10 protein-coding genes are annotated in these 14,347 nt (G+C 71.4%); 2 read left to right on the top strand and 8 right to left on the bottom strand.

Annotated features, from left to right (window positions below; translation table 11 throughout):
* Nucleotides 1-6: 6 nt before the first annotated feature.
* Both HSO01S_RS14665 and lepA read right to left on the bottom strand, forming a co-directional pair.
* Nucleotides 7-669 carry a DUF1990 domain-containing protein gene (locus HSO01S_RS14665; RefSeq protein ID WP_066042902.1) on the bottom strand — a complete coding sequence of 221 codons (663 nt, stop codon included), beginning with the start codon at nucleotides 667-669 and terminating at the stop codon, nucleotides 7-9.
* Between the two features lie 2 nt (nucleotides 670-671).
* The gene (gene lepA / locus HSO01S_RS14660; RefSeq protein WP_066042899.1) at nucleotides 672-2,522 is read right to left on the bottom strand and encodes a translation elongation factor 4; all 1,851 of its coding nucleotides are present in this window, start codon (nucleotides 2,520-2,522) and stop codon (nucleotides 672-674) included.
* 79 nt (nucleotides 2,523-2,601) lie between these two features.
* Between lepA and HSO01S_RS14655 the strand changes: the two genes are divergently transcribed.
* Nucleotides 2,602-3,492: an NAD-dependent epimerase/dehydratase family protein gene (locus HSO01S_RS14655; protein ID WP_066042896.1), complete on the top strand. Its 891-nt coding sequence runs from the start codon at nucleotides 2,602-2,604 to the stop codon at nucleotides 3,490-3,492.
* A 95-nt stretch (nucleotides 3,493-3,587) separates the two neighbouring features.
* On the opposite strand, the gene HSO01S_RS14650 is transcribed toward HSO01S_RS14655, so the two are convergent.
* Together HSO01S_RS14650 and HSO01S_RS19690 are read right to left on the bottom strand one after the other, a co-directional pair.
* Nucleotides 3,588-4,598: a ketopantoate reductase family protein gene (locus HSO01S_RS14650; RefSeq protein ID WP_066042892.1), complete on the bottom strand. Its 1,011-nt coding sequence runs from the start codon at nucleotides 4,596-4,598 to the stop codon at nucleotides 3,588-3,590.
* Nucleotides 4,595-6,394, bottom strand: coding sequence for an aminotransferase class I/II-fold pyridoxal phosphate-dependent enzyme (locus HSO01S_RS19690; protein ID WP_169799992.1), 1,800 nt, complete (start codon nucleotides 6,392-6,394; stop codon nucleotides 4,595-4,597). The genes HSO01S_RS14650 and HSO01S_RS19690 overlap by 4 nt, the downstream gene beginning before the upstream one ends.
* Nucleotides 6,395-6,583: 189 nt before the next feature.
* On the opposite strand from HSO01S_RS19690, the gene rpsT reads away from it, so the two are divergent.
* Nucleotides 6,584-6,844 carry a 30S ribosomal protein S20 gene (gene rpsT, locus HSO01S_RS14640; RefSeq protein WP_066042889.1) on the top strand — a complete coding sequence of 87 codons (261 nt, stop codon included), beginning with the start codon at nucleotides 6,584-6,586 and terminating at the stop codon, nucleotides 6,842-6,844.
* Nucleotides 6,845-6,944: 100 nt separating this feature from the next.
* Here the strand turns inward: rpsT and holA are convergent, their stop codons facing one another.
* The 4 genes from holA to leuS all read right to left on the bottom strand — a co-directional run bounded on the left by holA (nucleotide 6,945) and on the right by leuS (nucleotide 14,282).
* Complete coding sequence (gene holA, locus HSO01S_RS14635; protein ID WP_066042886.1) at nucleotides 6,945-7,979, bottom strand: DNA polymerase III subunit delta; 1,035 nt, start codon at nucleotides 7,977-7,979, stop codon at nucleotides 6,945-6,947.
* 144 nt (nucleotides 7,980-8,123) lie between these two features.
* The gene (locus HSO01S_RS14630; RefSeq protein WP_066042883.1) at nucleotides 8,124-10,607 is read right to left on the bottom strand and encodes a ComEC/Rec2 family competence protein; all 2,484 of its coding nucleotides are present in this window, start codon (nucleotides 10,605-10,607) and stop codon (nucleotides 8,124-8,126) included.
* Between the two features lie 93 nt (nucleotides 10,608-10,700).
* On the bottom strand, nucleotides 10,701-11,459 hold the full coding sequence (locus HSO01S_RS18395) for a ComEA family DNA-binding protein (RefSeq protein WP_245636019.1): 759 nt from the start codon (nucleotides 11,457-11,459) through the stop codon (nucleotides 10,701-10,703).
* A gap of 237 nt (nucleotides 11,460-11,696) precedes the next feature.
* Nucleotides 11,697-14,282 carry a leucine--tRNA ligase gene (gene leuS, locus HSO01S_RS14620; RefSeq protein ID WP_066042878.1) on the bottom strand — a complete coding sequence of 862 codons (2,586 nt, stop codon included), beginning with the start codon at nucleotides 14,280-14,282 and terminating at the stop codon, nucleotides 11,697-11,699.
* Between the last annotated feature and the right edge of the window lie 65 nt (nucleotides 14,283-14,347).

Raw genomic sequence — 14,347 nt, 5'->3', positions numbered from 1 at the left:
GGCCTCCTACGCCCCCATCGCGGGCATCAGCGAGCGCAGGTACTTCTTGGTCGCGCGGGCCTGGAAGAGGCGCAGCACCGGCAGGCCGAGCGCGTAGAACCAGGTGCTCGGGCGGGAGAAGGCGCGGATGACGATCCAGACGGAGTCGTCGGCCAGGTGCTCGACGAGGAAGAGCTCCTCGCCGGACTCCGGATGCCCGGGCAGCGTTCCGTAGGCGAAGCCCAGTCGGCCCGGCTCGTCGACCACGTAGACGACCCGCACGGGGGCCTTCACGGGGACGCCGAGCGCACGCACGGTGAGCACCGCGGTCGTGCCGGGCGAGACCAGCGGCGTGCCGTCGGACCCGTAGGCCTGCTCGGGGGTCGCCTCGCGGGGGGCGACCGGCACGCCCGCCTGGTCGTAGACCAGCCCGGCGTAGTCGGTCTCGGTGGGAGCCGGAAGGGTGATGTCGCCGACCGTGATGCCGGAGCCGCGCTGCACGCCCCAGGCCATGAGCTTCGCCGAGGCGGTCTCGAAGCGTGCGGTGCCGCTGCCGAGGCGCGCGCGGCGCTCCATCGGGTGGAAGCCCTTGGGCGGGTAGTAGAGGAGGTCGGCCGCCTTGGTCGCCCCGACGGCCGCGTAGCTGAGCGGGGCTTCGGCGGCCGCCGCCCCCGCGAGGGTGGGCGCCATGGCTACTTCTTCTCTTTCTTCTCCGTGTCACCGGAGAGGGCGGCGATGAAGGCTTCCTGGGGGACCTCGACGCGGCCCACCATCTTCATCCGCTTCTTGCCCTCCTTCTGCTTCTCGAGCAGCTTGCGCTTGCGGGTGATGTCACCGCCGTAGCACTTGGCGAGCACGTCCTTCCGCATCGCGCGGATCGATTCGCGCGCGATGATCCGGGCGCCGATCGCGGCCTGGATCGGCACCTCGAACTGCTGGCGCGGGATGAGTTCGCGCAGGCGCCCGGTCATCAACACGCCGTAGGCGTAGGCCTTGTCGCGGTGCACGATCGCGCTGAACGCGTCGACCTGCTCGCCCTGCAGCAGGATGTCGACCTTCACCAGGTCGGCCTCCTGCTCGCCGGCGGGCTCGTAGTCGAGGCTCGCGTAGCCGGCCGTCTTCGACTTGAGGTTGTCGAAGAAGTCGAACACGATCTCGCCGAGCGGCATCGTGTACTTGATCTCGACCCTGTCCTCGCCGAGGTAGTCCATGCCTTGCAGGGTGCCGCGACGGCTCTGGCAGAGCTCCATGATCGTGCCCACGTAGTCCTTGGGCGCGAGGATGGCCGCGTTCACGACCGGCTCCTTCACGTTGGCGATCTTGCCGCCGGGGAACTCGCTGGGGTTCGTGACGGTGACTGTCTTCTTGTCCTCCGTCGTCACCTCGTAGATGACGCTCGGGGCCGTGGCGATCAGGTCGAGGTTGAACTCGCGCTCGAGGCGCTCCGTGATGATCTCGAGGTGCAGGAGGCCGAGGAACCCGCAGCGGAAGCCGAAGCCCAGCGCCACGGAGGTCTCGGGCTCGTAGACGAGCGCGGCATCGCTGAGCTTGAGCTTGTCGAGCGCCTCGCGGAGCACCGGGTAGTCGCTGCCGTCGATCGGGTAGAGGCCCGAGAAGACCATCGGGAGCGGCTCGGTGTAGCCCGGCAGCGCCACGGTCGCCGGCTTCGCGGCCGTCGTGACGGTGTCGCCGACCTTCGACTGACGCACATCCTTCACACCCGTGATCAGGTAGCCGACCTCGCCGACGCCGAGACCCTTCGACGGGGTCGGCTCGGGGCTCGACACCCCGATCTCGAGGATCTCGTGGGTGGCACGGGTCGACATCATCTGGATGCGCTCGCGCGGGCTGAGGTGGCCGTCGATCATGCGGACGTAGGTGACCACGCCGCGGTAGGCGTCGTAGACCGAGTCGAAGATCATGGCGCGGGCCGCCGCATCCGGATCGCCGACCGGGGCGGGGATGAGCTCGACCACGCGGTCGAGCAGCTCTTCGACGCCCAGGCCCGTCTTGCCGCTCACCCGGAGCACGTCGGCGGGGTCGCCGCCGATCAGACTCGCGAGCTCTTTGGCGTACTTGTCGGGGTCGGCCGCCGGCAGGTCGATCTTGTTCAGCACCGGGATGATCGTCAGGTCGTTCTCGAGCGCGAGGTACAGGTTCGCGAGGGTCTGGGCCTCGATGCCCTGCGCGGCGTCGACCAGGAGGATGGCGCCCTCGCAGGCCGCGAGGCTGCGGCTGACCTCGTAGGAGAAGTCGACGTGCCCCGGGGTGTCGATCATGTTGAGGGCGAAGGTGTCGTCACCGAGCGACCACGGCATCCGCACCGCCTGGCTCTTGATCGTGATGCCGCGCTCGCGCTCGATGTCCATGCGGTCGAGGTACTGGGCGCGCATGTCGCGATCGCTGACCACACCCGTGATCCCGAGCATCCGGTCGGCCAGGGTCGACTTGCCGTGGTCGATGTGCGCGATGATGCAGAAGTTGCGGATGAATGCGGGGTCGGTCGAGGCAGGCTGGAGGGCCTTCTTAGCTAGGGGGCTCACGCATTCCTCTTGGTTCGATCGGACGTCCTATTCTGCCATGCACTGGAATGCGGGCGCTCCGAACCTGTTGAATCGTCGTATGGCTATCTTTCTCACCGGCGCGACCGGTTTCATCGGCTCCGCCGTCCTCCGTCAACTCCGCGCCCAGGGCCGCGACGTCGTCGCCCTCGTGCGCACCGAAGACAAGGCCGAGGAGGTCCGCGCGCTCGGCGCCACCGCCGTCCTCGGCACCCTCACCGACCGCGAGCTGATCACTTCTCTCGCGCTGGACAGCGACGGCGTCATCCATCTCGCGAGCCCCGGCGACGAGTCGAGCGCCCCGACCGACGACGCGTTCGTCTCGGCGGTCTTCGCCGGACTCGAGGGCAGCGACAAGCCCTACGTGCACACGGGCGGCATCTGGATCTTCGGCTCCGGCGCCGACCTCACCGAGCGCACCCCCTTCTCCCCGCCGGCCCTGACCTCCTGGCGCCTGCCGGTCGAGGCGCGGGTGCGGAGCGCCTCGGGCGTCAAGACCACGATCATCGCCCCCGGCATCGTGTTCGGACACGGCGACGGCATCCCGACCGCGATCGCCGGCGCGGCCCGCGTCGACACTCCTGAGGGCCAGGCCCTCGAGCTGATCGGCTCGGGTGACCAGCACTGGACCACGGTGTTCGTCGACGACCTCGCCGAGCTCTACCTGCTGGCCTACGACCTGGCCCCCGCCGGCTCGTACTACATCGGCGCCAGCGGCCAGAACCCGACCGTGCGCGAGCTCGGCGAAGCGGCCTCGACCGCTGCGGGCCTCGACGGGCGGGTCGCACCGACCACGGTCGAGCAGGCGCACGAGCGCCTCGGCGAGGGTTTCGGCGACGCGCTGCTGCTGGATCAGCAGGCGACGGGCGCGGCGGCGCGGATCGACCTCGGCTGGGAGCCGAACGGGCCGAGCCTCGTCGACGAGCTGCGCACGGGGTCGTACGCGGGCTGAGGTTCGAGTCGTGTCCCGCCTGCGGGTGTTCCTGCAGGCGGGACGACTCGGTCGGTCGTGGGCGTAGCGGGTTGATGCGCTAGCGGCCCGACGGGCTAGCGCGCGTCGAGCAGGCGCGAGAGCTGACGCACGACGACCGACGGCGGGATGAACGCACCCTCGCGCTCGACGCGGTGCACCAGGGCGACGAGTGCCGCGTTCAGCGGGGCGGTGACCTTGACGCGGGCGGCCGCCTCGACGACGGCACCGTTCAGGTGGTCGATCTCGGTCAGCTGGCCGCGACGGATGCTCTGCAGGGTCGATCCCGGGTTCGGGGTCGACCCCATCCGCTTCGCCATCGCCCCCGGAAGCAGCCGTGCCAGGCGGGGCGGTGCCCACTCGAACGCGAGCAGCAGCCCGTCGCTCAGGCCGAGCAGCGGCTCGAAGCGCACCCCCGACGCCCGGGCGACCATGACCGCCTCGCGCATGCTCGCCGTGAGCACGCGGCGCAGGCGCGGGTCGGTGATCGACCGCTGCACCGAGAGCCCGGTGATCGCCGGGAGGGCGTTGATCTGGTTGACGATCAGCTTCGTCCACTGCGCGCCCGTGAAGTTGACGGTCGTCTCGGTGGGCATGAACGAGGCGAAGGTCTCCACGGCGGTCGCGAAGTCGTCGTCCGGGGTGTCGGCCAGACGTCCGAGGTAGGTCGTGGCCGCGGTCGTGATCTCGACCTCGCCGGGCGAGAGGTAGGAGGCGGCGTAGAGGGCGAGCGCACCGATGACGGGAGTGCCGGGGAGGCGGGCCGCGGCGGCCTCGGCCCCTCCGAGGCCGTTCTGCACGACGACGAGGGGCACACCGTCGAGGAATCCGGCGTTCTCGTCGAGCGCAGAGCCCGCATCCTGGGCTTTGACGGCGAGCACTGCGAGCTCGGGCTTCTCGTCGAGCTGAGCGGATGCATGGGGCCGGGCCAGGTGGTCGCCCCACTGCCCCGTGAGGTGCAGCCCGGTGTCGCGGAGGGCGTCGAGCTGGGCGCCCCGGGCGGTGACCGAGACGTCGTGGCCGGCGCGGTCGGCGAGGGCGGCGACGGTGCCGCCGATCGCGCCGGTTCCGATGACGGCGATCTTCATGGGCGGGGGGTGGGGGTCGGGCGCGGCTCGGAGTCGGCGGTGGCGGCGGCGTGCTGCTGCTCGGGCTCGTCGGTGAGGTCGAGGCCGTAGGCGCGGGTGGGCTCGATGCCAGGCGGGTTCTCGCGGTCGGGCATGCGGGTGAAGCCGAGCGACTCGTAGAGGCGGTGGGCGACGATCATCTCGGTGCCGCTGTTCATCACGACCCGGTGGGCTCCGCGGCGGCGCGCCTCGGCCAGCACGAACTCGGTGAGCAGGCGGCCGACGCCTCGCCCTCGGGCTGCGGGGTCGACGGCGAGCAGCCGGAACTCGAGCTCGCCCTCATGGGCCAGCGTCGTGAGCGCGCCGCCGTCGCGCGGCAGCGTCACCGAGCCGAGCAGGTGGCCGCTCGGCTCGTCGACCGCGACCCAGACCTCGGCGGTCGTGGCGTGCTCGGCGACCGCGGCGACCTGCTCGCCGTAGGGCCCTTCGATGTCGAAGTCGTGGGCGTAGGCGCCGTAGCGCTGGCGCGACACCGCGTCGTACTCGTCGGGGCGGATCAGGCGGATCGTGATCTCGGCGGGGCGGGTGGGTGCGGCGGCGCGCGGTGCTACGGCATCCGTCGCCGGGTCGGCCGGGCTGGACGCCTGCCCGGCCGGGGCGGCGGTGGCGTCGGCCGGCGCGGGCAGGCGGCGGATGCCTTCGAGCAGGTCGTCGAGGCCGGCGGCGACGCAGAGGCGGATCCAGCCCTCCCCCATCCGCCCGAAGGCGCTCCCCGGCGCCACGGCAACCCGCTCCTCGAGCAGGAAGCGCTCGGCCCACTCCGCGACGTCGCCGCCGCTCGCGTGCGAGACATCCACCCAGAGGTAGAAGGCGCCAGTCGGCTCGAGGTAGCGTATGCCGCGTTCGCGGAGCAGTGCCGTCGCGTGCGCGAGGTTGCTGCGGTAGTGGTCGGCCGCCTCGGTGACATGCTCCTGGGAGCCCTCGAGCGCCGTGACGACCGCGCGCTGGGCGGGGGTGTTGACGCAGCTGATCATCGCCTCCTGCGCCGACCTCATCAGCGGGGCGAACCCGGGAGGCGTCAGCAGCCAGCCGACCCGCGCGCCCGTAAGGGCGTAGGTCTTGGATGCCGAGAAGACCGTGAGCACCCGGTCGGCCGCCGCGGGGTCGAGCCCCGCGATGCTCAGGTGGGGCGTGCCGTAGCTGAAGCGCTCGTAGACCTCGTCGCTCAGGATCCACAGGTCGTGCTCGACCGCGAAGGCGAGGAGCGCCCGCAGCGTGGCCTCGCCGAACACCGCGCCGAGCGGGTTCGAGGGCGAGTTGACGATCAGCACGCGCGTGCGGTCGGTGATCAGCCGCTCGAGCTCGGCGAGATCCGGCTCGAAGGCGTTCTCGGGTCGCAGCGGGTAGGGCACGGGGGTGGCAGCGAGCAGGTGCGCGTTCATCGTGAAGGTCGTGTAACCGGGGTCGGGGACGAGCACCTCGTCTCCCGGATCCAGCAGCAGCGACATCGCGAGGTAGAGGGCCTGGGTCGCGCCGTTCGTGATCCAGACGCGCTCGGTCTCGGTCGGGATGCCGTTCCGCTCGGCCACCGAGCGCACGATCGCCTCGCGGAGCTCGGGGATGCCGCCGTTCGGCGTGTAATCGGTGTCGTCGGCCTCCCAGGCGGCGGCTCCGCGGGTCAGCACCGCCGCATCCACACTCACGTCGGGCTCGCCCACGACGAGGTAGATCACGTCCTCGACGGAGTGCGCGAGCTCGAAGCTGCGACGGATCCCGGAGGGTGGAACGGAGTCGGTGTGGGAGGCGAGACGTGGCATAGGCTTCTACGGTACCTCCTGGGTATGACGGCCGGATTGTCCAGTCCGCCGAGAACTGGTAATGTTGCCTGTTGGCTTACGCATCCACGCGATTTCCGTCGGGTGCGAACAGCGAGTGGCTTCATCTGCGGCTCGGCCGCAGCAGAGCATCGCACCGCACTCATCCGAACAGATACAGAGGTTATTTCCGTGGCAAACATCAAGTCGCAGATCAAGCGCATCGGCACCAACAAGAAGGCTCAGGAGCGCAACAAGGCGGTCAAGAGCGAGCTCAAGACCGCGATCCGCGCCACGCGCGAGGCCGTCGTCTCCGGCGACAAGACCAAGGCGGAGTCCGCGCTGGTCACCGCCGGCAAGAAGCTCGACAAGGCCGTGTCGAAGGGCGTCATCCACAAGAACCAGGCGGCGAACCGCAAGTCGGCCATCGCCAAGCAGGTCTCGGCGCTCTAAGCGCTTGGGCGGCGCACTGCGCCGCTCGGTACGAAGAAGGGCCCCGCTCCGGCGGGGCCCTTCTTCGTACCCGGGACCCGCGTCAGGCCCGTGGAGTCGGTCAGAGGGTGCCGCGGGAGGAGATGACGCCGATCATGCGCTCGAGGGCGTAGACGGGGTCGCGGCCGGCGCCCTTCACGCTCTCGTCGGTCTCGGCGAGGATCTGGATGCTGCGGCCGAGCCCCTCCCCGGTCCACCCCGAGAGGTCGCGTCGCGCACGGTCGACCTGCCACGGCGCCATGCCGAGCTGGCCGGCGAGCTGGCCGGAGGCGCCGCGGGTTCCCATCACCTTGGCCATCGTGCGGAGCTTCATCGCGAAGGCGGCGACGATCGGCACCGGGTCGGCGCCGGACGCGAGCGCGTGCCGGAGCAGCCCGAGCGAGTCGCCGTAGTTGCCCGCGATCGCCGAGTCGGCGACCGCGAAGGCGTTGGTCTCGACCCGGCCGGCGTAGTAGCGCTCGACGGTGACCTCGGTGATCTCCTCGCTCGAGTCGGACACGAGCTGGGCGACCGCGGCCGAGAGCTCGGCGAGATCGTCGGAGAACGCCGAGACGAGCGCGCGGATCGCCCCGGGCGAGACCCGCTTGCCGGAGGCCCGGAACTCGGCCGAGGCGAAGTCGTACTTGTCGGCATCCCGTTTCAGTTCGGCGCAGACGATCTCGATGGCCACGCCGGCGGCCGCGCGGATCGCGTCGAGCAGCTTCTTGCCGCGCACCCCGCCGCCGTGCCGCATCACGACGTAGACGTCGTCGGCCGGGTAGGCGAGGTAGGAGATCGCATCCTCGATGAACGCATCGGTGCACTTCTCGACGCCGCTGACCCGGATGAGCCGGGGCTCGCCGAAGAGGGAGGGGCTGGCGAGCGAGAGCAGCTCGCCCGGCGCGTAGGAGGAGGCCTCGATGTCGGTGATCTCGAGACTCGGATCCTCGGCCTTCAGGAGGTCGCGGAGCTGACGGATCGCCCGCTCGGCGAGGAAGGTCTCCGGGCCGGTGACGAGCACGACCGGGGCCGGGCGCACCTCGTTCCACCCCAGCTGGGGGATGGCGACCTTGGCGCTCGGCTTCGCCGCCGCCCTGCCTCCACGTGCAACCGCCACGGCACCTCCTCAGCCGCCCACGAGTCTATCGTCCACCCCCGTCATCGCCCTCCCGGAGCCGCCGCCCGCGGGCACGGTGGCAACGTCTCGCTCCCCTGCTGGGGATGCTGGGCGGTGCCCGTCCCCGCGCCATTCCTTGGCGGGTCAGGGCGGGGCTCGGGAGGACCAGAGGGTGAGGTGGGCGGCTGTTCCGGAGACGGTGGTGAGGCCGCCGAGGTCGGTTCGGAACGGGCGAGTGCCTGCTCGGCCCAGGATGCCGAGGAGGCGCTCGGTCGGGTGGCCGTAGGTGTTGCCGGCTCCGACCGAGATGATGCCGACCACCGCGTGCACGTCGAGGTAGAGCTGCTCGCTCTGGTCGGCACTCCCGTGGTGCGCGACCTTGACCACGTCGACCCGGCCGAGGCGGTTCGCGGCGCGCACGGCCTGCTGGGCCTGCTCCCCCAGGTCGCCGAGGAAGAGCATCCGGAGCGGGCCGCTGAACAGCAGCGTCACGCTGGCGTCGTTGCCCCGGAGCGGTGTCGACGGGCGCGGCCAGAGCACGTCCCAGCGGTAGTCGCCGAGCTGGCCCGACTGGCCGCGCGCCGCGGGCACGATGTCGGCCCCGCCGTCGCGGAGGCGGGTGAGCATCCGCTCGTCGGCCGGGCCGTCCGGCGGGCCCACCAGGGCGCGGTCGACCCGCCCGAAGACGGCGTCGAGGCCACCCACGTGGTCGCGGTCGTAGTGGGTGAGCACGAGGAGGTCGATCGTCGGGATCGCGAGCTGGTCGAGGCAGGCGGCGAGGGGTTCCGGATCGGGACCGACGTCGACGAGGGCGGTGACGCCGCGGCTCCGCACGAGCACCGCGTCGCCCTGGCCGATGTCGCAGGCGGCGAGCTGCCAGTCGGGCGGCACGGCGCGCGCCTGAGCAATCAGCCCGCCACCGGTCGCCGCCGCGAGGAGCAGCGCGCTGACGAGCGCCACGGCACCGGATGCACGGGAGAGCAGTGGATGCGCGTGACGCCCGAGCAGCGCGAGCAAGGCCAGCGCGGTGAGCACCACGGCGGCCGCGGCTGCGAGTGTTCCGTCGGGAAGCGGCACCGCTGCGCCAGGGGCGGCGGCGAAGAAGCGGGCGACGGCGCCGATCCACGAGGAGGGCGCCCAGGGCAGCCAGATGAGCGCCGCCGCCAGCCCGGGCAGCGGGATGGCGAGCAGGCACACGACCAGCCCGAGGATGCTCACCAGGGCCGCCGCCGGCTCGGCCAGCAGGTTGGCCGGGACCGTGTACGGGGTGAGCTGGGGCGCGAGGAGGAAGAGGACCGGCTGGCACGCGAGCTGCGCGGCCACCGGGACGGCGACCGCGAGGGCGAGCCAGCGCGGGAGGACGCGTTCGGCGACCGAGGCGAGCGGCCGGGTGAGCAGGAGGAGCCCGCCGGTCGCGAGCACGGAGAGGGCGAAGCCGGCACTGCGGGCGAGCCAGGGGTCGAGGGCCAGGAGCACGACGATCGAGAGGCACAGCGGCGGGATGCCGGCGGCGGGCCGGCCGAGGGCCAGGGCGACGAGCACGATCACCGCCATCGTCGCGGCCCGCAGCACGCTCGGCTCGGGAGTCACGACTGTGACGAAGAGCGCGAGCACCCCGATGGAGACGATCACACGGGCGCGCCGGCCGAGGCCCAGTGCGCCTCCGACGAGCATGACGCAGGCCACGATCACCGCGCAGTTCGCGCCCGAGACCGCGGTGAGGTGGGTGAGTCCGCTGACGATCATGGCGTCTTTGAGGTCGTCGGTGACCTGGGAGTCGTCGCCGATCGCGAGGCCGGTGAGCAGCTGGGCTCCGTCGCCCGGGAGGGGTGCGGCTGCCGCGCGGAAGGCCGATCGCACCTCGCCGGCCCAGGCGACGTACCACGGGGCGCCGGACGTGACCTCGGCGTGGCCCCGACCGAAGAAGAGGAACTCGACGGACTCGCCGGGCGGTTTGGCGAGGAGGGATCCGGTGAGGGTGAGGGTGGCGCCGATGCGGAGGGCCGCGGGATCGTCGACCGTGGCGAAGACGAGCACGGGCGCGCGAGCGGTCGTCATGGCACGGCTCGCGCTGAACCGCACGAGCTCCCCCGCCACCTTCACCCGCTGAGGCCCTGCCCGGGTTTCCTCGCCCGCGCCCGTAGCGTCACGGGGGCCCATGGCCGCGTGCACGGCCGCGACGGCACTGTGGCCCACCGCCGCACTCGCGCCCGCGCCCGCGCCCGCCTTCGCGCCAGCGTCCGCGTCCGCGAGCGATGGCGACGGCGAGGCCAGCGGGGCCTGGTCCGACGACGCGAAGAAGTCGGTGGATGCCTCTGAGGGCGTCCCGGTGATCACGATCTCGGCCGTCCCCGATCGCGGTCCATCGGCCGCCAGTCCCGGTGGATGCCGGAGATGACCCATCCCGAAGCACGCTGTGCTCACCAGGGCGACGGCGGCGACCGCGAGCCCCACCGTCGGCAGCATCCGTGGGGATCTGCGCGACCGGAGCAGGGCGAGGAGGATGGCGGCCGCGGTCACCCATGCCGCCGCCGCGGTCCATCCGGCGGCGGGTGGCGCACCCGTGAGCACGTACCCCACCGCCCACGCCGCGACCGCCGGCAGCCCCAGCCGCAGGTCAGTCCCCATCGCGCACCGTCACGGTCGAAGTGGAGACCCAATGTGGCGAAATGCCCGATCTGACTTGGCGTACGGCGTGGGAAGGCGGCGGCATGGCGGGGGTCAGACCGTGACCAGGGGGCGGAGGGACTCGAGGGTCTTGTCGCCGATGCCGGGGATCTGGAGGAGGTCGTCGACGGAGGTGAAGGGGCCGTTGTCGGCGCGCCAGGCGATGATGCGCGCGGCCATCGCCGGGCCGATACGCGGCAGACCGTCGAGGTCGAGCTCGGTCGCCGCGTTCAGGTTGACGACGGCGGCCGCGCCTGCCGACCCCGCGCCACCCGCCGAGCCCGACGTACCGCCGACGGACGCCGACCCGGAGCCGCCGGTACCGGCACCTGAGCCGGCCCCGACGATGGGCGGCGGCACCTCGCCCACCGCCAGGATGCGCAGCTGCTCCCCGTCGACCAGCACCCGCGCGAGGTTCACCGACGCCTGATCGGCCGCCTCGGCGAGACCGCCCGCCGCCGCGACGGCGTCGATCACACGGGACGCCTCCGGCAGCTCGTATACGCCGGGCGACGCGACCGCGCCGAGGACGTGCACGAGGATGGTCGCGGACGTGCCACCCGCACCCGCCCCACCCGCGCCGGCTCCGCCCGCTTCCGCGTCGGACGACGGAGCCGAATCAGACGCCCGAGGGGTCGTCTCCGCGGCAGCACCAGAGGTGGGAGTCGAAGAAGAAGTTCCCGGCGCGCCAGAAGGAGGCCCGCCGAACACCGTCGTCGCACCCACGGGCGACAGCGCAGTCACGAGCACCGAGCACACCAGCGCTACAACGACCAGCACCACGGCCGCGCCGATCCCCACGCGCACCCGCACCGAGGGCTCCGCGGGACGGGGAACGGGAGGTGGAGTGGGGACCGCTACGCCCTCCGGGTCGCGCTCTGAGCCCAGCTCAGGCTCACCGTCGGCGCGAGGCAGCGCAGCAGACGAAGGCGGCGCAGGCGGCTCGCCACCGCCACCCACCCCCGCACCGCGCACCAACCGATCCATGCGCCCACGCTAAAGACCGCACACCCACCACCACCCCACAGACCGCAATCTGTGGAGAACCCGCTACGAAGCCGGCTTTGTGACGAAGTTGATCAGCCGCGGCGCACGCGCCACGACCGTCACGATCTCGCGCGACGCGATCGAGCGCACCACCGAGGGCAGCGCACGCGCGGCCTCCTCGAGAGCGGCGCCGTCGATCTTCGGCGAGACCTCGATGCGGTCGCGCACCTTGCCGTCGACCTGCACGACCGCCGTGACGGTCTCCTCCGTCAGGAGCGACGGGTCGGCCCCGCGCCAGCCGTAGTTGGCGATCGAGGGCTCGTAGCCGAGCCGCGCCCACATGTCCTCGGCCGTGTACGGCGCGAACAGCGACAGGCCGAGCGCGATCGTCTCGACCGCCTCGCGGACGGCCGGGTCGCCGCCGCCGGGGCCCGAGTCGATGGCCTTACGGGCCGCGTTCACGAGCTCCATCAGGCGCGCCACGACGACGTTGAACTTGAAGGCCTCGATCAGCCCGGGCGCCTCGGCCAGGAAGCGGTGGGTGACCCGGCGCAGCGCCCGGTCGCCGTCGCGCCAGTTGACCGACGGCTCCGAGGTGACGTCGCCGACCAGGCGCCAGGCGCGGGCCAGGAACTTCGCCGAACCGGCCGGCGACACGTCCGACCAGTCGATGTCGTCCTCCGGCGGTCCGGCGAACGCCATCGTGAGGCGCACCGCATCCACACCGTGCTCGTCGAGCTGGTCCGAGAGCCGCACCAGGTTGCCCTTGGACTTCGACATCGCCGAGCCGTCCATCAGCACCATGCCCTGGTTCAGCAGCGCGCTGAACGGCTCGGTGAAGCTGACGTAGCCCAGGTCGAACAGCACCTTCGTGATGAAGCGGGCGTACAGCAGGTGCAGGATCGCGTGCGTGACACCACCGACGTACTGGTCGACCGGCGCCCACTTGTCGACCTCGCGCGGGTCGAAGGCCTTGGTGTCGTCGTTGGGCGACAGGAAGCGCAGGAAGTACCAGGAGCTGTCGACGAAGGTGTCCATCGTGTCGGCGTCGCGGAGGGCCGGCGAGCCGTCGACCGGGTTCGGCACGTTCACCCAGTCCGAGGCCGCACCGAGCGGCGAGGTGCCCTTGGGGGTGAGGTTCAGGCCCTCGGTCGGCGGCAACAGCACGGGCAGCTGGTCCTCCGGCACCGGGTACTCCTGGCCGTCGGCGCCGTGGATGATCGGGATGGGCGTGCCCCAGTAGCGCTGCCGCGAGATCAGCCAGTCGCGCAGGCGGTAGTTCTTCGCGGGCCGACCGGTTCCGGCGGCCTCGAGCGTCTCGATGATCTTGCGGATCGCGTTCGACTTGCTCAGCCCGTCCAGCGGCCCCGAGTTGATCAGGCGTCCCTCGCCCGCCAGCGCGATGCCGGTGGTCGCCGGGTCGAGATCCGGGATCTCGGGCAGGTCGTCGAGGTCGATGACCGGGATGGCCCCGGTGACGGGGGCGAGCGTGTCGACGACCACCTTGATCGGCAGGCCGAAGGCGCGCGCGAAGTCGAGGTCGCGCTGGTCGTGCGCGGGCACGGCCATGACCGCGCCGTGACCGTAGTCGGCCAGCACGTAGTCGGCGGCCCAGATCGGCAGACGCTCGCCGTTGACCGGGTTGATCGCGTAGCGCTCGAGGAAGATCCCGGTCTTCGGCCGGTCGGTCGCCTGGCGCTCGGTCTCGGACGACTTCTGCACGTCGGCCAGGTAGGTCGAGAAGCGCGTCCGCACCTCCTCCGACGGGGAGCCCGCCGCGAGCTCGATGGCCAGGTCGGAATCGGGCGCGACGACCATGAAGGTCGCGCCGTAGAGCGTGTCGGGACGCGTGGTGAACACCGTCACCGGCTCGTCACGGCCCTCGATGGCGAAATCGACGTCGGCGCCGATCGAGCGGCCGATCCAATTGCGCTGCATCGCGATCACCTTGGCCGGCCAGGTACCCTCGAGCTGCTTGAGGTCATCCAGCAGACGGTCGGCGTAGTCGGTGATGCGGAAGTACCACTGCGTCAGCTTCTTCTTGACCACCACGGCGCCCGAGCGCTCGGAGGTGCCGTCGGGCAGCACCTGCTCGTTCGCGAGCACGGTCTGGTCCACCGGGTCCCAGTTGACCCAGCTGGCCTTGCGGTACGCCAGGCCCTTCTCGTACATCTTCAGGAACAGCCACTGGTTCCACTTGTAGTACTCGGGGTCGGAGGTGTGCAGCACGCGGTCCCAGTCGAACGAGCCGGCGTACTTCTTGAAGCTCGACTCCTGCTGCTCGATGTTGTCGTAGGTCCACTGCCGCGGGTCGAGACCGCGCTTGATCGCCGCGTTCTCGGCGGGCAGGCCGAACGAGTCCCAGCCGATCGGGTGCAGCACGTTGAAGCCCTGCTGCCGCCAGTAGCGCGCGACGACGTCGCCGAGCGCGTAGGCCTCGGCGTGGCCCATGTGCAGGTCTCCCGAGGGGTACGGGAACATGTCCAGCACGTACTTGCGGGGGCGCTTGTCGCCGTCGAGGTCGGTGCGGAAGGGCTTCAGCTCCTCCCAGACCGGCTGCCACTTCTCCTGGAGGGCGCGGAAGTCGTAGCGCTCGGCGCCGTCCTCGCCCGGCGTTGCGGAGGCAGGGGATGTGTTCTCGGTGGCCACGTGACTCTCATTCGTTGCGTGCACAGGCGATCCACGGCTCAGCGTTTCGGGAAGGAGTGGGTCGC

Source organism: Herbiconiux solani NBRC 106740 (genome assembly GCF_001571005.1).
Taxonomy (GTDB): Bacteria; Actinomycetota; Actinomycetes; order Actinomycetales; family Microbacteriaceae; genus Herbiconiux; species Herbiconiux solani.
The sequence above is the reverse complement of the archived record's forward strand: the minus strand, read 5'-3'. Positions and strand labels throughout refer to the sequence as shown.